The 21,063-nt window shown below is 58.9% G+C and carries 19 protein-coding genes; 8 read left to right on the top strand and 11 right to left on the bottom strand.

From position 1 onward, the window contains the following. Positions 1 to 265 precede the first annotated feature (265 nt). The 3 genes from PB2503_RS06915 (at position 266) to PB2503_RS06905 (ending at position 3,368) form a co-directional block, all read left to right on the top strand. Positions 266 to 508 carry an acyl carrier protein gene (locus tag PB2503_RS06915; protein ID WP_013300523.1) on the top strand — a complete coding sequence of 81 codons (243 nt, stop codon included), beginning with the start codon at positions 266 to 268 and terminating at the stop codon, positions 506 to 508. Between the two features lie 62 nt (positions 509 to 570). Next, positions 571 to 2,526, top strand: coding sequence for an acetoacetate--CoA ligase (locus tag PB2503_RS06910; RefSeq protein WP_013300522.1), 1,956 nt, complete (start codon positions 571 to 573; stop codon positions 2,524 to 2,526). 62 nt (positions 2,527 to 2,588) lie between these two features. Beyond that, complete coding sequence (locus PB2503_RS06905; protein WP_013300521.1) at positions 2,589 to 3,368, top strand: hypothetical protein; 780 nt, start codon at positions 2,589 to 2,591, stop codon at positions 3,366 to 3,368. A 65-nt stretch (positions 3,369 to 3,433) separates the two neighbouring features. Here the strand turns inward: PB2503_RS06905 and PB2503_RS06900 are convergent, their stop codons facing one another. The 3 genes from PB2503_RS06900 to PB2503_RS06890 are packed head-to-tail and all read right to left on the bottom strand — an operon-like array spanning position 3,434 to position 6,465. Continuing rightward, positions 3,434 to 4,366 (bottom strand): sulfotransferase family protein, encoded by a 933-nt coding sequence (locus PB2503_RS06900; RefSeq protein WP_013300520.1) that lies wholly within the window; start codon positions 4,364 to 4,366, stop codon positions 3,434 to 3,436. Between the two features lie 33 nt (positions 4,367 to 4,399). Next, on the bottom strand, positions 4,400 to 5,239 hold the full coding sequence (locus PB2503_RS06895; protein ID WP_013300519.1) for a sulfatase-like hydrolase/transferase: 840 nt from the start codon (positions 5,237 to 5,239) through the stop codon (positions 4,400 to 4,402). Positions 5,240 to 5,286: 47 nt separating this feature from the next. Then, positions 5,287 to 6,465: a tetratricopeptide repeat protein gene (locus PB2503_RS06890; RefSeq protein ID WP_013300518.1), complete on the bottom strand. Its 1,179-nt coding sequence runs from the start codon at positions 6,463 to 6,465 to the stop codon at positions 5,287 to 5,289. Positions 6,466 to 6,611: 146 nt separating this feature from the next. Here PB2503_RS06890 and PB2503_RS06885 point away from each other — a divergent pair, with 146 nt between their 5' ends. Next, complete coding sequence (locus PB2503_RS06885) at positions 6,612 to 8,123, top strand: hypothetical protein (protein WP_013300517.1); 1,512 nt, start codon at positions 6,612 to 6,614, stop codon at positions 8,121 to 8,123. Then, complete coding sequence (locus PB2503_RS13935; protein ID WP_013300516.1) at positions 8,123 to 9,064, top strand: CE1 family esterase; 942 nt, start codon at positions 8,123 to 8,125, stop codon at positions 9,062 to 9,064. Before PB2503_RS06885 ends, PB2503_RS13935 begins: the two co-directional genes overlap by 1 nt. Here the strand turns inward: PB2503_RS13935 and fcl are convergent. The 8 genes from fcl to PB2503_RS15040 all read right to left on the bottom strand — a co-directional run bounded on the left by fcl (position 9,055) and on the right by PB2503_RS15040 (position 16,111). After that, a complete protein-coding gene (gene fcl, locus PB2503_RS06875; RefSeq protein WP_013300515.1) occupies positions 9,055 to 10,008 on the bottom strand; it encodes a GDP-L-fucose synthase in 954 nt (317 codons plus the stop codon). The two genes, PB2503_RS13935 and fcl, sit on opposite strands and share 10 nt — an antisense overlap. Beyond that, positions 10,001 to 11,071, bottom strand: a complete 1,071-nt coding sequence (gene gmd / locus PB2503_RS06870; RefSeq protein ID WP_013300514.1) for a GDP-mannose 4,6-dehydratase — start codon at positions 11,069 to 11,071, stop codon at positions 10,001 to 10,003. Before gmd ends, fcl begins: the two co-directional genes overlap by 8 nt. A 237-nt stretch (positions 11,072 to 11,308) precedes the next feature. Next, positions 11,309 to 12,115 carry a universal stress protein gene (locus PB2503_RS13930; RefSeq protein ID WP_013300513.1) on the bottom strand — a complete coding sequence of 269 codons (807 nt, stop codon included), beginning with the start codon at positions 12,113 to 12,115 and terminating at the stop codon, positions 11,309 to 11,311. A 142-nt stretch (positions 12,116 to 12,257) separates the two neighbouring features. Next, complete coding sequence (locus tag PB2503_RS06860; RefSeq protein WP_013300512.1) at positions 12,258 to 12,866, bottom strand: Crp/Fnr family transcriptional regulator; 609 nt, start codon at positions 12,864 to 12,866, stop codon at positions 12,258 to 12,260. 143 nt (positions 12,867 to 13,009) lie between these two features. Continuing rightward, positions 13,010 to 13,612: a response regulator transcription factor gene (locus tag PB2503_RS06855; RefSeq protein ID WP_013300511.1), complete on the bottom strand. Its 603-nt coding sequence runs from the start codon at positions 13,610 to 13,612 to the stop codon at positions 13,010 to 13,012. After that, complete coding sequence (locus PB2503_RS06850; RefSeq protein ID WP_013300510.1) at positions 13,609 to 14,742, bottom strand: two-component system sensor histidine kinase NtrB; 1,134 nt, start codon at positions 14,740 to 14,742, stop codon at positions 13,609 to 13,611. The genes PB2503_RS06855 and PB2503_RS06850 overlap by 4 nt, the downstream gene beginning before the upstream one ends. 174 nt (positions 14,743 to 14,916) lie before the next feature. Beyond that, entirely contained in the window at positions 14,917 to 15,477 is a 561-nt protein-coding gene (locus PB2503_RS13925) for a c-type cytochrome (protein ID WP_013300509.1), read from the bottom strand. A gap of 145 nt (positions 15,478 to 15,622) precedes the next feature. Beyond that, positions 15,623 to 16,111 carry a phasin family protein gene (locus tag PB2503_RS15040; protein WP_013300508.1) on the bottom strand — a complete coding sequence of 163 codons (489 nt, stop codon included), beginning with the start codon at positions 16,109 to 16,111 and terminating at the stop codon, positions 15,623 to 15,625. Positions 16,112 to 16,278: 167 nt separating this feature from the next. Here PB2503_RS15040 and PB2503_RS06835 point away from each other — a divergent pair, with 167 nt between their 5' ends. The 3 genes from PB2503_RS06835 (at position 16,279) to PB2503_RS06825 (ending at position 20,869) form a co-directional block, all read left to right on the top strand. Further along, positions 16,279 to 17,475 (top strand): DUF8173 domain-containing protein, encoded by a 1,197-nt coding sequence (locus tag PB2503_RS06835; protein ID WP_013300507.1) that lies wholly within the window; start codon positions 16,279 to 16,281, stop codon positions 17,473 to 17,475. 147 nt (positions 17,476 to 17,622) lie between these two features. Continuing rightward, entirely contained in the window at positions 17,623 to 19,782 is a 2,160-nt protein-coding gene (locus tag PB2503_RS06830) for a TonB-dependent siderophore receptor (protein WP_013300506.1), read from the top strand. A 16-nt stretch (positions 19,783 to 19,798) separates the two neighbouring features. Further along, the gene (locus PB2503_RS06825) at positions 19,799 to 20,869 is read left to right on the top strand and encodes a PepSY-associated TM helix domain-containing protein (protein WP_013300505.1); all 1,071 of its coding nucleotides are present in this window, start codon (positions 19,799 to 19,801) and stop codon (positions 20,867 to 20,869) included. Positions 20,870 to 21,063 lie beyond the last annotated feature (194 nt).

The raw sequence follows: 21,063 nt of genomic DNA, 5'->3' as shown, positions 1-21,063 counted from the left end.
GACATTAATGTCGATTAAAGTCGTCCCATGCACCATCCACCCAAAACACGGCCACAATGGCCAGCGTAGAGCCCCACAACCCCATGGAAAAACAGAGGGAAATCCACCAGCTCCCCCACATTGCAACCCTATCCCATGCATCTCGCAACTGCAACATGGCGCGATGTCATTGTTCTTAGCTTGTTGGCCCTATTCTTGCTTTTCTCCTTGAACTTCGTCGGCCAGGTGGCCAAAGCTGGGCGCGCAGGCAAGTGAGGGGTCCAACATGACAAGAGATGAATTGCTGAACGACGTCCGGGAAATCGTCGCCTCCAATATCGGGGTCGAAGCGGCTGAGGTGACCGAGCAAACATCCATGGAAAATCAAGAACTTTGGGATTCCGTGGCCCATGTCGACATCACCTTCGCCATCGAAGAAAAATACAATATCGAACTCGGTCAGGAAGAAACCGAGCAAATGTCGTCGGTTGCCGAAATCATGAAGGTTCTCGAACCGAAGGTCAGCTAAGCACGGCCCTGTCAACGCCGGTCCCGACATCGGTCAGGCGTTGACCGCTATGGGAGGGAAATATGGCGCAGGGTGATCATCTCTGGACACCGAGTGAGGCAAGGGCGGACGCTACCGCCATGCGTCAGCTCAATCGCTCAATGGGCGAGAAATACGGCTTTGCGGGGACGGACACCGCCGCCCTCTGGCGCTGGTCGATCGACCAGCCTTCTGCGTTCTGGCAGGCGGTCCGGGACGTTGTCGACTTTCCCTTGGAAGGCGATACGTCGACCGTCCTCCGCGACGACGGCGAGATGTGGGAGCGGCGTTTTTTCCCGGAGGCGCGCCTGTCGGCGGCCAATCTCCTGCTTCGGGGCAAGGCGGACGATCCGGCCATTTATTTCCGCTGCGAAGATCACGAAACGAGCCAATGGACCCGCGGTGAGCTTCGCCGCGCCGTCGGACAGCTCGCCCATGCCCTCAAGGCGGCGGGGGTCACCGCCGGCGACCGCGTTGGGGGCGTCGTCACCAATCGCCCCGAAAGTGTCGCTATGTATATCGCGACCCTCAGCCTCGGCGCCATTTGGACCTCATGCGCCCCGGATTTCGGTGTCGAATCCCTCAAGCAGCGCTTCTCGCAAAGCGAACCGAAGATCTTGTTCGCCGTGGATGGCTTCCGCGTGGCACGGCGGGAGCGCAATTGCGTGCCGATCTATCAAGAATTGCTGCAGTCCCTGCCGAGCGTCGAGCGGATTGTCGTGCTTCAGACCCTTACAGAGAGCCCCAGTCTCGACGATCTGCCGAATAGTCAGACCTATCAGGCGTTCCTCAAGACGGCCGAGACCGATGAGGTCCCCGGCGAGTGCTTTCCCTTCGATCATCCTGCCGTCATCGTTTACTCCTCCGGCACGACGGGCGCCCCGAAATGCATCGTCCATGGGGCGGGCGGACCGCTCTTGCAGCTGATGAAGGAGCACCGGTTTCACTGCGACCTGCAGCCTGGCGATATCATGTTCTACTACACGACCTGCGCGTGGATCATGTGGAACTGGATGATCCCGGCTTTGGCGAACGGCGCCGCCATCGCCCTCTATGACGGCAACCCTTCCGTGCCGGAAAAGGACATGCTGTTCGCCTTCGCCGAAGAAATCGGCGTCAGCCATTTGGGCATGTCGGCCATGTATATCGACATGTGCCGGAAGCGGAAAATGCCGATTGGCGAGAACCGGGATCTCAGCAAGCTTCGCTGTCTCATGTCGACAGGATCGCCGCTCTCCACCGATAATTTCGAATATATCTATGCCAGTGTGAAATCAGATCTGCACCTTGCCTCGATTTCAGGCGGGACGGATCTGTCCTCCTGTTTCGTGCTCGGCGACCCCACGAGCCCTGTCTATTCCGGCGAGATCCAGATGGCGGGGCTCGGCATGGCGGTGGACGTCTATGATCCGGACGGGAACTCAATTCCCACCGGCGCCGGGGAATTGGTGTGTACGCGCCCCTTCCCGTCCATGCCTGTCTATTTCTGGAACGACCCCGAGGGCCTGAAATATCGCGGCGCCTATTTCGAAGAGTTCGAGGGCATTTGGACCCATGGCGACCTGATCGAACGGACGGCCCATGGGGGATATGTCATTTTGGGACGATCTGATGCGACCCTCAATCCGCAGGGCATCAGAATGGGCACCGCCGAAATTTATGCCGAGGTCTTGACCTTCAATCAGGTGCTCAACTGCTTGGCAGCTGGCTATCAGGCCCGGGGCGATGAGCAGATTGTGCTATTTGTCCAGATGGATGCCGGTCAGGACCTGACCGATGAGCTTATTGCGGCCATAAAAGAACGCATTCGCCGTGAATTAACTGTCAATCACGTGCCTGCTTACGTCCTTTCGGCACCGGATTTGCCTCGGACAAGGAGCGGAAAGCTGGCGGAAATAGCTGTGAAATGCATCTTGAATAATCGAGAGGTTCGGAACGCAAGTGCTCTTGCTAACCCTGAGTCCCTTGATTTTTTCCGGCAGCTCGAACAATTTTCATGAGACCAGTTTCGCCGTTGTCAAAGTGAATGTGGGCTTGTCCACGGCGAGAAAAGGATTGAGTAATGGCATCCGATGCACCGACCCTTGACCAACAGGACATCTCAAAAGTCCAGTTGCCCCCCGGCATTTCCACGACGGATGAGCCGTATTATTGCCATTGGCAGGACGATACCGATACCGTCCTTCTCCTCTTTCGCGGCATGCCGCTGACGCCGACGACCTGGATTCCTTTTCAATTCGTCCGCAACACGATCAATATGCCGGCGAGCAAGATCTATCTACGGGATATCAACCGGGCTTGGTATCATCTCGGCCTCCGCCCCCACACCCATTCGATCACCGAGACAGCGGCGTTCTTGTTGGAAATGATCCTTGAGCGGGCCCCCGGCAAACGGATCATCAATGTGGGTGTTTCCTCTGGGGGATACGCCGCCATGCTGCTCGGCTATCTGATGGGGGTGGATGAGGTTCAGGCGATCGCGCCCCAAACCTATATCGACGTCGATAATCGTCTGGCAAATGACGATTTCACGATGGATGACTATATCGCGAATGTCTACAATGATCCTCATGCGGAGCTTGATCTGCTCGATATGAAGCCTTTGTTCGAGCAGGGGTCCAACAAACACACCAAGTTCTTCATCCATTATTCTCGCGCGCACCGTATCGACACGGTCTGTGCGGAACGGATGATGGGACTGCCTAACGTCTATTTCCGTGAGTATAAAAAAGGCGGGCACCAAATCGCGCGCTATATGCAACGGGATGGTCGCCTTGATCAATTGGTGCTCGATGCCATCCATCGGAAGTCCGTAGAGAAAGACTTCATCTTCGAGGATTGAGGGGCGCGGCCACGATCAGACCGAATCACCATTAAGGGGCGCCTTGGGCGCCTCTTTTTTTGCGCTCACTGATAGCCGAAATAGGAAGCGAGTTTTTTGACGTCCTCCTCGAACCCGCCCCCGTCAGGGCGCCATTTGAGGGGATCGGAATAATTCGACGTCTTGATCTTCGTCGGCCGAAGAGCGGGGGAATTGAGATAGTTCGGGTCATTCCCCAATCGGGCATTCGCCGGCCCAATCGAGGCAAAGGGCGAATTCTCAGGATGGCGCATTGCTTCGAGGGCTTCGGGGGCTGTCGAAATGCCAAGCCATTCGCAAATCTCGATCGCCCCGCCCTCGATATCGTTCATGAAATCCTCGCCTTTGATCCGCATCCACTGTTTCCGGGGCAGGGTCAGCAAGAATTCAATGATAACCCGATGGGCGTCGCGCCACTGCGTTTGCGGATCGATAAAGTATTGTCCGTCGGTCTTCGCGACCGCCCCCATGAAGAAGGCAATCAGCTCTCCCCCATCGGCCTTCAGGATCGAGGCGCATTGGTCACGGGGATGACGGATCAAATGGATGAAGCGGGCATCGGGAAAGGCCTTGATGATCCTGTCCAGATAGTCGCGCCGGCGTGCATAAGCAGGGCTCTTGTCAAGGAGGATCCGGGGGCTGACTTTTTCACAAAGCTCGCGATAGACCTCCCCCGCTGACTTATCGAATCTGACCGTCAACCATCGCTTCGCCATCTCGATCGAATCGATGGTTTGCTCCCCCGCGTAGAGCTGCGCCACGGCGCGGAGGATACCGTCATGGCGCATAATGTGCCAGAATGGTGACCGCGCGCCGCCGTCGGGACGGCGCCCGGTCCAGAACTCCTCAATCATCTCTGCCTGAAAGACGTTGAGCTCGGGCATCCCCATAATCTCAGGGTGCTGCCCGATGACCCCATTCACGACGGAGGTGAATGATCGCGGAGGCGCCAGAATGAACAAAGGAGGCGGGAACGCCATCGTGCCTCGCTATCTCTTCACCACAGAACCGACTTACGTTCGGTCGGGCCGCAGACCTTCGACATAGGGCACTTCGAAGACCTTTTCGTGCATGATCGGGCCATGACCGAAATAGTCATCTTCGCCGAATAATTCGCCATGGTCGGCGGTGATGATGAAATACGTGTTCGGCGGCGCCTTTCGATAGAGTTCGCCGACAAGGCTGTCGACATACTCCACACATTTCACTTGCTGGGCATGAAGCTCGGCCATTGAATCCCGCGGGAAGAAATCCGCATTCTCGGTGAGTGCCTGCTCACCCGCCTTCACCATCTCGTCCATGCGTTTAAATACACCGTGCACGCCAGAAATATGCGGCAGGCTTGGATCATCCAGCATGTAGGGGTAGTGTGTCTCCCCCAGATTGTAGAAATAGAAGCACGGGAAGCGCGGATCGAACCGCGTTTCTTTGATCATGCCGCCGAAATCATTGTGATTGGGCATGAGCTTGTAATCATCGAAGAACCGATTGAACCCCGACAATTCGTTCAGCACCGGCATGGAAACCTTGGCGGTCGTTTGATATCCATGCTCCTTAAGAACCTTCGCCAGGGAAAGGTCGGGCACAAATTTCTTAAAAGACAAATTATCGACCCCAAGACGATCGACCCATTTCACGAATTCGCCTTTGTAGACCTCCGACGCGAAGACCTTTTTCGGGCTTTCATGAGGGGTCATCCCCATCAAGATGGTTTGGTGCGACGGCGAGGTCCAGGAGGCATAGCTGTACCGCCGGGAGGCAATGCCGAGCTTATCGATATTCGGCGTATTGGCCCGTTCGAAGCTGTCATATCGACAGCTGTCCATGATGATATAAACGAGATGGTTTTCCATAGCTCACTCCCCAGCGGTCGATCTCGACCCGCCTGTTCCCTCATCCGTTAGCCGCCGATATCCCGATCTTCCATCATCGCCATGATGTTCGGTCGATACTTCTCGAGCATCTCCTGCCAATCCTGATCGGCAAATGACTTCCGCTTCTTTTCCAAGGCTTCGTTGGCAGCGTCAGCGAAACGTTGCGCGACGAACGGCGAATCATCCGCCCGCCCCGCATCAGCCACCGCCTGTTCGACCGCCGCCACCATTGCCTCCCCCTGATTGTCTCGGAGGAGCGCCGCCCGATACGAGGCGATCGCCTGCTGATAATTGCCCTCGGCCTTATACACATCGCCGTAGCGGGTATTCACAATCGCCGCGAGGGGACCCATTTTCGGCACTTGGGACAGGATCTTTCGCGCCTCCTCGTATTTCCCCTGGGGAACGAGGGCGTCAAGCATTTGGACATTACGCGCGAGATTTTGGATGCGATTATGGGACACCGGGGCCTGGCGATAGGCCTCTTCGGCGCCTTTGAAATCACCCCGTTTGACCCGTACCCGCCCCAACAGACCATGCATGATGGCATCATTGGGATTGTCGGAAACCATCCGTGACAAAAGGGCTTCGGCCTCCTGCCACCGCTCATCCTGCATGTAGGCACCGATCAGGGCGAATTCGGCCGTCCGATTATTCGGCGTTCGCCGCACTTGATCTTGAAGCTGAATGATCGCGCTATCGGCATCCCCATCCTTAAGATCGAGCCGCGCCTTGAGGATGACCGCCATGGACATCTCAGGGTTAATACGAAGCGCCTTGTCAAGATGCTCCCGAGCCTGATTATTGTCCCCATTGCGGACCAGAACCTGCGAAAGGCCGACATGGGCGGCCGAACTCTTGCTATCGATATCAAGGGTTGTGCGAAACTTTTTCTCGGCGAGGGGCAGATCCGGCACAACAAAGGCACAGATCCCGGCCATCAGATGAGCCGACGGTTGCAACGGGTCGATTTGCGCCGCCTGAAGGAAACAATTGAGGGCGTCCTTGAACTTTCGCAGCCCCTGTAGCGCGCGCCCCTTGGCCATGTGGGCGCCGAAAGATTTAGGGTTGTTCGCGAGAAGCTTGTCGGCTTCTTTACTGGCATCGTCGAACCGACGCTCTGTCAACAAGCTGTTGACGAAGGCAAGCTGCTGCTTATCCTGTTCATCAGTAACTTGCTTTATGCGTGGTGACCACTCTGCCATACTTTAAACAGGCGGAAACGAGTTCCCCCTGTCTCCCTTTTTACATTTTGACGGTAACGCCGGTTTAGGCCAGATACAACTCTTCATCATTCATTTTATGCGCTTATCGGCCGTAGGAACGATGTTAGGGGCAGGCGGTTTAAACAATGTATAATTCTCCGATCGACGCCATGAATGGATCCCCCTGGCCCGCGCCCGGCCCGCGGGAGCGAGACTTCACCCCCATCGCTTTGGCCGGAATTTCCGATCCGCTCAACGCCTATCCGCACTCCATGTACTGGTTTAAAAACCACCTCTATGTAGGCACAACCCGTGCCAATATGTGTGCGCTCAGCGTCTCCAAGGTCAAAACGAACATCGTAAACTGGCCGGTAAAATGCCCGGAAAACTTGTACGACCTCGATATGCGCGCGCAGATGCACCGCTGGAGCGGGCCAACCGGCGGATGGGAGGAGATTGGACGGGCACCGATCATTACCGGCCGAGATGGGTCCCGCGTTCCCCGCGAGATTGGCTATCGCGGGATGGCCGTCTTTCAAGGAAAGAGCGATCCCGAACCGTGCCTTTATGCCAGTACCTATGCGTCGGCCCGGGGATATGGCTGTAATATTCTGCGCACTGTCGATGGATATGAGTTCAACCCGATCCCGATGCCCAAGGAATTCGGGGACTTCGTTCTGACCCTGCGCCTGTTGATCCCCTTCAAAGGAAAGCTCTTCACCTCCCCCACCGGACGGTCGGGGGATCCGAATGCCTCGAACTTCGCTGCCATCTTCTCTACTGACGATCCTGTCAAAGGCGATTGGAAGCTGTGTAACGAACCCGGATTCGGCAGGGGGTCAGGCAATCTGACCGTGTTCGAAATGCTGCCCTTCGGCAACCATCTCTACGCCGGAACCGCCAACCTATCAGGCTATGAACTTTGGCGGACGGATGCGGAGGGGGAACCCCCCTATAAATGGGAGCGGGTTATCGAGAAGGGGGCCTATCGCGGCAAGGAAAATCAAGGCGTCGCGAGCTTGTCCGTGTTCCGCAATGCTCTCTTTGTCGGAAGTGGGATCCAGCACGGTGGGATCGACGTGCCCAACAAGACCGGCCCCGCGGGGCCAGAGCTCGTCCGCGTCAACGAAGACGGCAGCTGGGACTTGATCGTCGGTATGGAAAGAGAAACGCCCACCGGCGAGAAAATCAAGCCCCTCTCGGGATACGGTCCAGGCTTTGGGAGTTTCTTCAACGGCTATTTCTGGAGACAGGGTGTCCATAATGGCTGGCTCTATCTTGGGACCTTCAATTGGAGCTTGATGATGAGCTATTCGAGCAAAGAGAACTGGCCCGAGCTGTTCAAAAAATTCTACGGCCATATGGGACACCGGGCGATCAAGGATCAACTTGGCGGCGCAGAACTCTATCGGACCTGCGATGGCGAGAATTGGCTGCCCGTCACCACAAACGGCTTTGGAAACCCTTATAATTACGGTATTCGCGCTATTCACTCAACGCCGTTTGGAATTTGTATTGGGACGGTCAATCCGTTTGCGACGGAAGTTGCCGACATCGACGATAATGGCAATCTACTTGGCTACAATCACAATCCCCGTGGGGGGTTTGAGCTTTGGATGGCCGACAATCCCTCTCCCGATCGAAGTCCGCTGACCTGATGGCTTTGCGTCGACGTCCTGTGAAGAAAGCGCTGAAGCAGCGGCGCCGCCTTCGTAAAGAAGGGCTGAGCCGGTTTTCGCTTCTCCATGACGATCAGCCCCGGCGTTCATTGATCAGTGTGCCTCAGGATGGGGAGGGTCCCTTCCCCCTGGTCATTGCCCTTCATCCAGGCAAGTCTCATCCCCTTGCCATGGCGAAAATCACGAAGTTCCATCGCCTGGGGGAACAAGAGGGCTTCATCACAGCCTATCCGGCGGGCAGTGGTCGCCGTCCCCGCTCGCTCAGTTGGAATGCGTCACCTGACGACAAGCGGGTTCGCCCTGCCTTCGCGGAGGTGGACGACCTCGATTTCCTGGAACATTTCGTGGACGAGCTTGTCGTCAACACTCCGGTTGACCCAAAGGCGATTTTCGTCACCGGGTTCTCCCAAGGCGCCGCCATGGCGTATACATTCGCGTCGGCGATGGCCGGACGCATTGCCGGCCTGGCTGCCGTTGCCGGGGCCATGACGGATTTCGATCGGCCCGCCGAGGCCCCCCTTTCGGTCATCCATGTGCATGGCGACCGCGACGAAAACGTCCCTTTTCGCGGTGGCCGAGGCCGCTTCACCCATCGCCGTCGGCGCTGGCCAGCCGTCAAAGAAGGGCTCGATTATTGGGCCTCGGCCAGCAATGTCGACCTCCCCGATCTCGACGATGCCTTGTCGCAGTGCCAGGGGCCGGTCCAGACCGTCCGTGCGCAATCGTCCAATGGAGGCGCGACGGTTGAGTTTAACCTGATCAAGGGATCGGGCCATGCCTGGCCGGGGCGTAAGCCGACCCTCTGGCAGCGCGCACTAAGGATTCCCGTCTATCAGGGGTATCAGACGACCCAGCAGATCTGGTCGTTTTTCCAGGATTGCATCGAAGATGACTGTGAGGGCGACCCGCCTCAGGCGTAGCGTGCCAGGAAATCCGCATAGGCGTGGGCGATCCCCTCACGCAGAGTGATCGCGGGCGTCCATCCCAATTCTCGTATCCGGCGATTATCCATCAGCTTTCGGGGTGTGCCATCGGGCTTGCTGAGATCGTGAGACAGATCTCCCTCAACACCGACCACGTCCATGACCAGAAGAGCGAGATCCGATATCGGAATATCCGTCCCCGATCCGACATTGATGAGGGCCTCGTCGCTGTAGCCTTTCATCAGATGGACCAACCCGTCGGCACAATCGTCGACATGTAGAAATTCACGGCGTGGGGTGCCCGTCCCCCAAATTTCCATCCCCTTTTGTCCTGCACATTTCGCACTGTGCGCCTTGCGAATGAGGGCAGGAAGGACGTGACTGTTCTCAGGGTGATAATTGTCACCCGGACCATAAAGATTGGACGGCATCGCAGAAATAAAATCCGCCCCATACTGACGGCGAAAGCTCTGGCACAGTTTAATGCCTGCGATCTTGGCGATCGCGTACCATTCATTGGTGGGCTCAAGCGGCCCTGTCAATAGCGCCTCCTCGGCAATCGGTTGCGCCGCGAATTTCGGGTAGATGCATGAGCTTCCAAGGAAGAGCAGCTTTTCAACGCCGACGCGAAAGGCCGCCTCGATCACATTCGCGGCAATCATGACATTGTCATAGAGGAATTCAGCCGGATAGGCGGCATTGGCGTGGATACCGCCCACCTTGGCGGCAGGCACGAAAACCGCGTCGGGGCGCTCCTTCGCGACCCATTCCCTGGTCGCCGACTGGTCCCTCAGATCGACCTCGTCCCGGCTCACGGTCAATAGGGCGGCGGGCGCCTCGATCTCCAATCGTCGGAGAAGAGCGCTCCCCACCATGCCCCGATGGCCGGCGACCCAGACCCGTTTCCCGCTGAGAGAGTACAGCGTCTGCTGATCAGTCATAGCGGCCCTGCCGATCCTGCTCGGTCAGGATCACTTGCAGGTCGCTGTCCATCATCTCCTGGACCAACCGATCGAACGAGGTCGTGCTCTGCCAGCCAAGCTTCTCCCGGGCCTTTGCAGGATCGGAGAGCAAGAGATCGACCTCAGCAGGACGGAAATAGCGCGGATCGACCTTGACGAGGGTCCGGCCGGAAGCGCGATCAACGCCGATCTCGTCGACCCCCTCGCCTCGCCATTCAATGGATTTCTCGACATGGGCGAAGGCCTTTTCAACAAACTCCCGCACAGAGTGCATCTCCCCCGTCCCGAGCACATAATCATCGGGCTCATCTTGTTGCAGCATCAGCCACATGCCCTCGACATAATCCTTGGCGTGGCCCCAATCCCGCTGGGCATCGAGATTGCCGAGGTAAAGGGTATCCTGAACGCCGTGATGGATCGCCGCGACCGCTCGGGTGATCTTCCGTGTCACGAAGGTTTCCCCGCGTAGCGGGCTCTCATGGTTGAACAGGATCCCGTTCGACGCGTGGAGACGGTAGCTCTCGCGATAATTGACGGTGATCCAATAGGCGTAGAGTTTCGCCGCTCCATAGGGCGATCGCGGATAAAACGGCGTCGTCTCGCGCTGCGGCGTCTCCTGGACAAGGCCGTATAATTCCGATGTCGAGGCTTGATAGAATCGCGTCTTTTCCTCGAGCTTGAGGATCCGGATCGCCTCAAGCAATCTCAGCGTGCCCAAGGCGTCGGAATTCGCGGTGTATTCCGGCGTCTCGAACGAGACCTGGACATGGCTCTGGGCGCCGAGATTGTAGAGTTCGTCGGGCTGGGTTTCTTGCACGAGGCGGATCAGATTGGTGCTGTCCGTCAGATCGCCATAATGGAGAAAGAACCGCGCATTCTCATCGTGGGGGTCGACATAGATATCATCGACCCGGGCGGTGTTGAAAGACGACGAGCGTCGCTTCACGCCGTGTACGGTGTACCCCTTTTCCAGCAGGAGGCGAGCAAGATAGGCGCCGTCCTGGCCGGTAACGCCGGTGATAAGTGCCGTTTTTCCGCTCATCGGTCGCCTCGCTTCGTCCCCCGCTGTCCATCTGTCGACAGCTGTCCCCGGGAGCGTCATCGCCCCAGGGCCAAAGCGTCTTAGGGGAATGAGCCCCGGACCGACAAGCGCCGGAATGAAACGACCTTTTCGAGGGGAAGAGAGCCTTCTTGGGCGCAGCGGCCCTAAGGCCGTGGCCCATTCCATTCACCGCCCCCCTTCCCTAGCGCCTGCCATGTCTGGCGAGCCGGCGCTTGGTCAGTGAACCAGCAGTGTACGCATGAACGGATCCGTGACTGTGTGGCGGGTGACGCCCCCCAAGACACGTTCACGGATACGGGAATGGGAATAGGCGCCCACAAGCAGCGTATCGATGTCCGCCGCAGCCGCTTCGCTGCGCAAGGTTTCCATCACGCTGCCCTTTTTGTCGAGCATGGTCACTTCGGCGGCGATACCGCCCCGCCGCAAGGTATCCGCGACCGCCTCGGCCGTGGGGACAAGGCCCGTCACTCTGCCGACGGACACAACACTGACCCGTTCGGCGAGGTCGAGGAGGGGCCGCGCCACCGCCACGGCACTGGCCGCTTCAAGACTGCCATTCCACCCGATCAGATAGGATTTCGGCACCGCCGGCGGCACCGTCCCCGGGGCCAGGAGGACCGGGCGGCCCGATCCGATGAGGATATCCTCGATCAACCCCGCCGCATCGGGCCGATCACAGCATTTTGGGCTGGGCACAACAATCAGGTCAGCCGCCCGCAGCGCAGGGCCGAAATCAAGGCCCTCCGACCCTTCGGGCTGGAGCCAGGTGGCGTCGGCACTGCCCTTGGCGACCTCAAAGGCATGCCGGATTTCGTCGGCCCGGGCCGCCACCCCGGCCTCGAATTCCTTGAGGACGGCGGCGTGCCAATTATACTCCGGCACTTGGCTCGCCGGATAGCGTTCGCGGAGGTGGAGCCCAACGAGATGAGCGCCCTGGCTCTCGACAAATGGCAAGGCAGCACTGACCGCCTGCTGTACCCCCTTGGGGTCGAAGGCGGGGACGATAACGGTACCAATCGCCATGGACGGTCTCCCTTCGTAAATAATGAGAGCCTAGGGCCGCCGCTGCGCCCCCGCTTTGCGGTAGATCATAGGGGGCAAAGGCGGCGGCTGGGGGCCCGCGAAATCTCAGACAGACAGCTAGCCAGACAGACTGACAGCCTCCCTACGCCGTCAACAATCTGCTCAAGGGCACGGACGGCTCCCCCCTGCCCCCTGACGGGTCACTCAGGAGGTAGCGATCGTGGGAGACTTGACGCAGCCGCCCCTCCCGCCCCCAACGCGCGAAAATCCGCGAAACCGTTTCGAGGGTGAGCCCGAGATAGTCGGCGATTTGCTGGCGGGTCATGGGAAGGTCGATGGCCGAAGGGCCGCAGTCGAGGCACTCCGCCAAACATTCGAGAAAATCCGCCAGCCGCTCTTGAGCCGATTTCCGACCAAGCATCGTAATATGCCGACGATCCATCACCATACGGGCCCTCGCCTGTTCCAGATAATAGGCGCGAAAGTCCGGGTCCTGCAGGGCCGACGCGCCGTCGATCTGCGCGATCTCCGTATCCGTCAGCGCCTCGGCGAAATGGTCCAGGGGCCCCTCGACCTCAAAATGGACGAGATCTCCAGGTCCGACCAAGTCGACGATCTGGCGACGACCATCCTCCAAAATCACCGATAAAATGACCGCTCCCGCACACACTTTCATCAAGGCGGTGGCCTCTTCCCCCGCCACATACAGGGTCTGCCCCCGTTTCAATGTCTTGACGTCCAGGGCCCGCATGACGCTGCCCTCCTTCTGACTGCCTAACCGCAGCGTCTCATTTCAGGACATCCCCGCCAATTCGTAGGAGTGCGTATCTTCCGATCGCACCGCATACGTAGTTCTCCTAAGGTCAACGGTTGCATCTTCATCCCAGAGCCGGGTCAGGGCGGCAGATCGAAACCTGAGACGGTCCGCACCAGGCCGGCAATGTTCGACACCCCTAGTTTGTGGAACACCCTTGCCCGATGGACCTCAATCGTGCGGGGGCTGCACCCCAAGCGGCGGGCCACTTCCTTATTCGTCAGCCCTTCATTGAGGGCCAAGGCCACCTCCCGTTCCCGGGGGGTCAGCGCATCGAGCTGGGGCCAATCCTCGGGCATGGGAGCGAGATCAGTGCCATCCCTCAGTTCCTCATCTCCCAAGACGCGATCGATCAAGCTTTCGAGATCTTCCGGCGTGAAAGGCTTCTCGATAAAATCGGTGGCCCCCAGTTTGATGGCGTCAACCGCGGTCCGAATATCGCCATTGGCGCTCATCATCACGACCGGAAAGGACAGGGGCCGCAGCCGTTCCAGCACCTTAATGCCGCTCAACCCCGGGAGCCTCAGATCCAGCACGGCCAAATCGATGGTCCGGTCGGCGACCTCGTCAAGAAAGGCTTCGCCGCTCTCATAACTGACCAATTCGCGATTGCTGCCCTCGAGCAAGGCGACGAGCGCCCGTCGCAACCCTTGATCATCGTCGATAATGGCAATGGTGGTCATTCGTCGCTCGCCGTTTTCTGGTCGGCTTCGGGTAATTTCAAGCGAAAGCACGCCCCGCCGCCCCCCTGCCCTGCGATGGCGACAGGGATATGAAGCAATTCGCCGCCGTGATTTTCGGCAATGGTGCGACAGATCGACAGGCCGATCCCCAGCCCTTCGGCCTTTGTGGACTGGAAAGGCTCAAAGAGCCGGGCGGCAACGTCCTGTGCGACCCCTGGGCCATTATCGGTGACATCCACTGTCACATAATGATGGCACGCAACGTCGATTCGGATCCACCGATCGGGCTGTCCCGCCGTCGCCTCAAGCGCATTCTTGATGAGATTGACCAGGACCTGGCGGATCTGGATTTCATCGCCGAGAACCAACGCCTCGTCCGCCCCCACGACCTCAAATCGTGCCGGATTGGTCTCATCGGAAATGCGGCACAAATCGATGGCATCTTCGATCACCGGCTTTAAGGGAAAGACCTCTTTCCGACCGCTGTTTCCCTCCACCATTTTTCGGATACGCCGAATGATTTCCCCCGCCCGCTGGGCCTCGCGCCGGGCCTCCTCAAAGAGGGTGAGGGCCTTGTCGGGATCCGCCCCAAAAGCCCGCTTTGCCGCCGTCAGGAATAAGTCGATGGCCGTAAGCGGTTGATTGAGCTCATGGGCGAGGGAAGCCCCCATTTCGGACACGGCGCTGCGGCGGGCAAACAGCGCCAACTGATCTTCGAGCTGCTGAAGCCGGGCATGTTCCCGCTGCTCCTCAGTCAAGTCACGCAGGATACCGACAAAATAGCGATCTCCCTCGACCGAGAATTCGCCGACGCTCAGATGGACCGGAAACTCCGTGCCGTCCTTGTGCTTGCCCCGAACGCGCCGACCGATCCCGATGATCCGCGCCTCTCCCCCATCAAGATAGCGCTGCACATAGGCGTCATGATGAGCCGCATGCCCCTCAGGCATGAGCATATTGACTTTATTCCCGATCAGCTCACCTGCCGACCAGCCGAACATTTTCTCCGTAGCGGGATTGGCGAGTCGCACAAGTCCGAAGCGATCAATCGAAACGATCGCGTCAACGGCCGTCGTCACAAGGGCTTCGAGTTCCTCATGCGGCGCGCTATGTCGGACACCATGCTCCATGATCTGAGATGTATCATGGACGAGGTTGCCCGCATGGGTAAAGTCGCAGCCGGTGACTTTTCACCGCCGATCTGAGGCGCCGATCTGAGAGCCCAGCCCGATCTGAGAGCCCGATTTGAGAGATTGCCGCCGCGCCGTAGTGCTGACTTTACGGAGCGCTGACTTTACGGACGGCTATTCGCCGACCGGATCGCGGGAGAACGGCCCCCATTCCTCGCCGCGATATCGGTCGTAGAAATCCTGCATGGTTTCATCGAACCCGTATTGCTTATCAAGAAAAAGCGCCTGCATCTGCGGCGGGACATCGTCGAGGCTGAAGGCTTCCTGCGCCTCTTTATCCGACGCGAAGGCGGCCAGATGGAGGAGATCCTCACCGTCCAATTCGATCTGATAGCCAATTTCGAGCTTCTGTAATTCGACCATGAGCGGCGCCCCGCGCCACATGCCCGCAAAAAACGCTTCTGGGGATGCCCGATCCTCCCAAAGCTCTGCATCGAGAGAGGGACCGGCCCTTCCCCCAATCCCATGAACCTGATGACAGCTCACACAGCTTCTGGCGACGAAGAGGCGACGTCCGATCTCCGGATCCCCGACCGCTATCGGGGCGGGGGAGAGTGTGGCCCCAGGGGTCACTGTCGATGACGCGTCAGGACGCCGAACCAATGTCCCCTGGAGCACAAAGAACGCGGAGACCGCCGCCAGAATAGCCGCCGCGATGATGAGAGTGCGATTCATAGGGACACCCGTTCTACTCCATGATCACTCTGCGCCAGGTGGGACCCTTATCGCTTTGCGCCAAGTCAATTTCCGGTTCGCTTGTAGAAATTGCGATCAACCAAAGACCCAAAGGGTTCACGACTGTCGTTGACCTGAAACGGCTCTAGACGAACATACCGTTATGTTCGGGTATTGAGGCAATACTCTGAAGAGCGGATGCGCTGCAGGCTTCCATGGGCGTCGTCGCGGACTTGGTCATGTCGGCGACCAGATGGGCCAATTTTGCGGTTTCGTCAGCATAGGATCTGATCATCCCATCCCAATAATCCGCACTGCACCGGAAAATATCGCCCCCGGTTCGGCAGCCTGCCAGCGCACTCGCGGTTTCCATTCCGGCTTGAAGACGGTGGCCGGTAAAGGCCCCCATTTCGCTCCAAAGGGTCATGACGCCCTCCGCCGACCTCGATGTCATTTGCGTGCAGGCCTTCATATGTTCTGTCGCCCAATATTGAAATTCCGCCGGCTTAAGGAGCGACGCGATGCCATGCTCCTTCGATGTCTCCTCGCCCGCAATTGTTGGTTCCTCGTGGGTCTGCGCAGCGGAACGCGGGGCGCGCGATTTGCGGACAGGTCTCGCCGTCGGGCTGGACATAACTCCCTCCAAGGTGGGTTCCCGTTACACTAACCGCAGACCGATCCTTGGGGGTCTGACATAGATCAATGCCCGCCCCAAAAGCGATCGCCCCTGGGGACTTTTGACTTAGCGCAAGGCGCCGCTCATCATCTCAACGAATAAGGGGGAGAGAGGGACAAATCGCCATGGATATTGACTGGCAACGAGCGGGGACTATCGGCTTCTTGGCTGTTCTCTTGGCCCTATTGACGGTCGGGGGGGCGACGTTTCACGCGGCAGCCGAGGTTGAGGCCGGTGAAAAGCTCACGATCGAGAAGACCCTGAACGATATCAGCTTTTTCGCAGGTAGCGAGATCCGCCTCGAAGCGACCTCCCGTGATGATGTCATCGCCGCCGCCGGAGAGGTGATCAGTCGGCGATTGACGGCGGATACTCTCGTTCTGGCGGGCGGTGAGCTTGAATTGAGCGAGCTGACGATCGAGGACGGGTTTCTCGCCGGGGGCGACATCACGTTGCGAAGCGGTACCATCGAAGACGATTTGACCATCGCCGGGGGTGAGATTCGGCTGGATGAACCCTTGCGGATCGGGGGGACTGTGCATGCCTTCGGGGGCGAGCTTCGGCTTATGGCGCCGATCGGCGGAAAATTACGAGCCGCGGGGGGAGATATCGACATCAACGCGCCGATTGACGGTGACGTGGTCCTCAGGGCGGAAACGCTCACCCTTGGCCCCCTGACAGTGATTGGCGGAGACCTCACCTACCGCGCGAAAAACGTCGAGATCGATCCGGCCGCGACCATCCGCGGGGAGGTCGATGTAGAGGAGTGGTCAGAGGACGAGGAAGGATGGGGCAATTCTCCCGCAGCGTCAGCGGTGTCCAGTCTCTTTGCCCTTGCCGTCATCATGTTCTTGGGGGCCGGACTCCTGGCGGTCGTCGTCGCCCTCCTTCTTCCCCGGCTGACCTCCGGCACGGCGGAGCGTGTGCGGACAAAACCCTTGGCGAGCCTCGGCATGGGCCTTCTCATCGGATTGCTCGGCCCGGCCTTGATGATCGCGCTCGGGGTCACGATCATCGGCTTGCCACTGAGTTTCCTCCTCGGCGCGATCGTGCTCGTCCTCGGTCCTTTGGGCCTGGCCGGAATCGCCTATGGCGCGGGAACCCTGCTCCGCTCCATCCTGACCTCGGCCGAGGGGGAGCCAGGGCCTGTCGGGCGGATCGGCTGGACCACCCTTGGATTTTTGGTGGTGGCCCTTCTGTCGATGATCCCCGTTCTCGGCATGATCTTCTGGCTCCTTCTGGCCCTGATGGGCTTTGGCGCGGTGTCTCAGATGAGTGGGCGTCTCCTCGCTGGACGCGCCGATGAGGGCGGCATGGCCTGAAGACGCCGGGCCTTGCCGCAACGACCATGACCTTGGGGGGGGAACGCTGCCGCCCCCATAATGCAAATGATTTTCAGTTGCACGCTTTGATCCAGACATGTATGCCCCGCGCGTATTGAGAATGATTATCAATATCGGGGGAGCGTTATGACCAATGCACTGAAACACTCGGCAGCCTGCAGCACGCTGATCCTGCTGTTCACCGCGCCCGCCTGGGCCCAACCGCAGACCAGCGCGTCAGCGCGCGCGGAGGGCGAGCAGCAAATTCACGACAAGGTGATCGTGACCGGCGAGCAAATTCCTTATTTGCGTCTCTCGGAAACCGCGACAAAGACCAATCTGGACCTCATGGACACGCCGCTCAGCGTGACCCTGCTCAACAAAGCCTTCCTGGAAGATCTCCATTCCGAACGGCTGGCCGATGCCTATCCCTATACGCTGGGCCTCAGTCAGTCCGGCACCAATGCGAACAGCTTCACGCTGCGGGGCCTCTCCGCAAGCCTGCAGAACGTGCAGATCAATGGCCTTCCCGGCCTCGCCTCCCGCTTCGGGTCGCCGACATCAGCTAATATTGAGCGCGTGGAAGTCGTGAAGGGCCCCGCTTCGGTGCTCTACGGACTGATGGAACCTGGCGGCCTGGTCAACATCGTGACCAAGCGGCCAGAAGAAGAGGCCAGCAACACACTCACCTTCACGACGCGTAGTTATGCGAGCGAGACCTCTGGTTTCGGCGATGACACAGGCGCCGGCCTCACCTTCGACTCAACCGGCAGCCTGACCGATGACGGCAAATGGCTCTATCGGCTCATCGCCCGCGTGGAGACCCAAGACACTTTCCGGGACGGGGTCAGCTACGATAATGTGTACCTCTTCCCCTCCCTCACCTACCGCGTCAGTCCGGAGGCGGAAGCCACCTTCGGGCTTGAATATGTGAAGGAAGACGGCGACGCTGACGATGGCCTCGCCGCCGTCAATAACGATATCGATCAGACCGCACCGATAAATGTGCGCTATCAGGAGGATGGTGATTTCGACAATGACGAGGGCCTTGTCGCCTTCGCCCACGTGAATTGGGACATTTCGGCTAAGACGCGCCTCCGCCTCAATCTCCGCAGCGTGTTTCACGAAGACGAGCGCAAGCTCTACGAAAACAATCGTGTGAACGATGCACCGGATCTGGAAGACGCAACGCTGCGTCGGCGCGACCGTCACCAGCTCAACAAGCGCGAATATCATTTCGTGGACCTCAACATATCCCACGCATTCGACACCGGCCCCGCGCAGCACAACCTGCTAGCTGGCTTAAATGGCGGGTTCGAGCGGGCGGATTACGAGCGCATCCGTTTCGGCTCGGCCATCTCACCCAATATCTCGATCCTCGATCCGGCATATGGCGTGGGCGAGCCGGTTGCGATCACGGCCGGGACTGATCGGATTACTGACTATCTGAACTATGGCGCCTATATCCAGGACGTAGCGGCCATCACCGATTGGCTGACGGTCATGGTGGGCGGTCGTTATGACCGGCAGGATGTCGATTTCACCGAGCAGACCACCGACTTCACCGACGACCAGATGAGCGATGTGTTCCTGCCGCAGGGCGGCATCGTGATCCGGCCCAATGACGCTCTTTCGCTTTATGCGAGCTATACTGAATCCTTCAATCCAAATTCAGTCCAACGTCGCGACGCAAACGGTGAGTCCTTCAACCCGGAACGGGGCGAACAGACGGAAGCCGGCCTCAAGGCTTCCCTGTTCGATGAGCAGCTAAACCTGACCTTTGCTGTATTCGACATCGAGAAAACCAATATCGTCGAGACCAACCTCAACGGTGACCTGCAACTGCTTGGCGGCCTAGAAAGTCAGGGGGCTGAGTTCGAATTGCAGGCTTTGCCCCTCGAAAACTGGCAGGTTCGATTTGGTTATGCCTATACCGACTCAGTGATTTCGCAGAGCCCGGACGAGGCTCTGATCGGGCGGCGTAACGCCTTTGCGCCAGAGCACGATGCCTTCTTCTGGACGCGTTACAACCTGCCCCGTGACGTCTGGAACGGGACGGTGGGGGCCTCTGTCGGCGTGAATTACGAATCCGACCGCGTCACCAATGCGTCGCCTTCCACACAGGTAGAGCTGCCGGGATATACGCGGCTTGATCTGGGCTTTTACTACGAGGCCGATCAATATCGCATGGCCCTCAGCATGGAGAATATTGCCGATGAGACCTATTATACGGGGGGAACGAGAGATACGAGGATTTTCCCGGGCGATCCGCGGCTGTTGATCCTGTCGTTACGGGCTAAGCTCTGAGCCTTAACGCGGAAAAATGGTCATCCATCGTATCCATGCGTGGTCCGGGGCCGGACTGAGCCTCCTGCTCGCAATAATTGGGATGAGCGGCATGCTGCTTGTCTTCAAGGATGATTTCCTGCGGGCAAGCTTTCCGCAGGCCCGGCGAGGGGTGCCGGCCGATCCGGCGACGATTGCCGCCCTCACCGAGCGAGCCGAAGCGCAATACGGCGCAAGCACAATCCGGTCGATCAGGTTTCCCGCACCAGATCTTGGACTAATCCGTGTACGCTTCCATACTGGTGGGGCTGCCTATCTGGACAGTACCGGCGCAGAGCTTGCGCGTTGGCATGGATATGCCCGCCCGGAAGAATGGGTGTTCGAATTGCACCATTATTTGCTGATGGGCGAGACAGGCGAGATCGTGGTTGGGGTCGCTGGACTTTGCCTGTTCGGCCTCGTCTTGTCAGGTCTTTATGCCGTCTGGCCAGCACGTCGATCGCTCGGGAGCCGGGTCCTGCCCCGCTCGACGAAGCGGAAGGATCTCCTCTCCAGCCACCGCAATCTCGGCGTCCTTGCCGCTCTGCCCCTGATTGTGATGGCCCTGACCGGCGCGGGCATGATCTTCCCGGATGCAGCCAAGGCGCTGATGCTGGCGGGCCGCTCCTCTCCCCCGCCCTTCGAAACGGTGACGCCAGCGGCGCGCGGTGAGATGAACTGGCCAAGGCTGTACCAGACGGCCCAGGCGGCATTTCCGGATGCGGCCATTCGCGGCGTGTCGATGTCCTCCCGTCAAGGAGGCGCCGTCCGCATTCGCCTGCGCCAACCCGCAGAATGGCAACCGAACGGGCGCACCTATATCATGGTGGATCCAGCGCGTGGGACCATTCTGTCGGTGACGGATGCCCTGTCAGCCACGCCAGGCGTGCAGGCATTCAACGCCTTCTACCCCCTCCATTCGGGCCGATTGGGCAAAGGCATTGGTGCGCGCCTCTATGATGTGCTCCTCGCAGCCACTGGCCTGAGCCTGGCAATATTGGGGAGTGTGGGCGCGTATGCGTTCCTAACGACCTCCCGACGCCTCCGAAGGAACCGCGCGGCCGAATGATCGTAGGGCTGTTTGAGGTCAATCGATGCCGTAAAATGTCTCTATATTTTCCGACTACGGTTGAACCCAAATAGCTCTAGGCGCCTAAGCCCGATCAAGTAATGAAGCGGAAAGGGCGGGAGCGAGAGAGCCGGCGGCTCAGGAACGCGGTCTTGGATCTCATCCTGGCAAGCCGATCTACGCTGAAGGCCGCC

Source organism: Parvularcula bermudensis HTCC2503 (genome assembly GCF_000152825.2).
GTDB lineage: Bacteria > Pseudomonadota > Alphaproteobacteria > Caulobacterales > Parvularculaceae > Parvularcula > Parvularcula bermudensis.
This window is presented reverse-complemented; position numbering and strand designations above follow the sequence as displayed.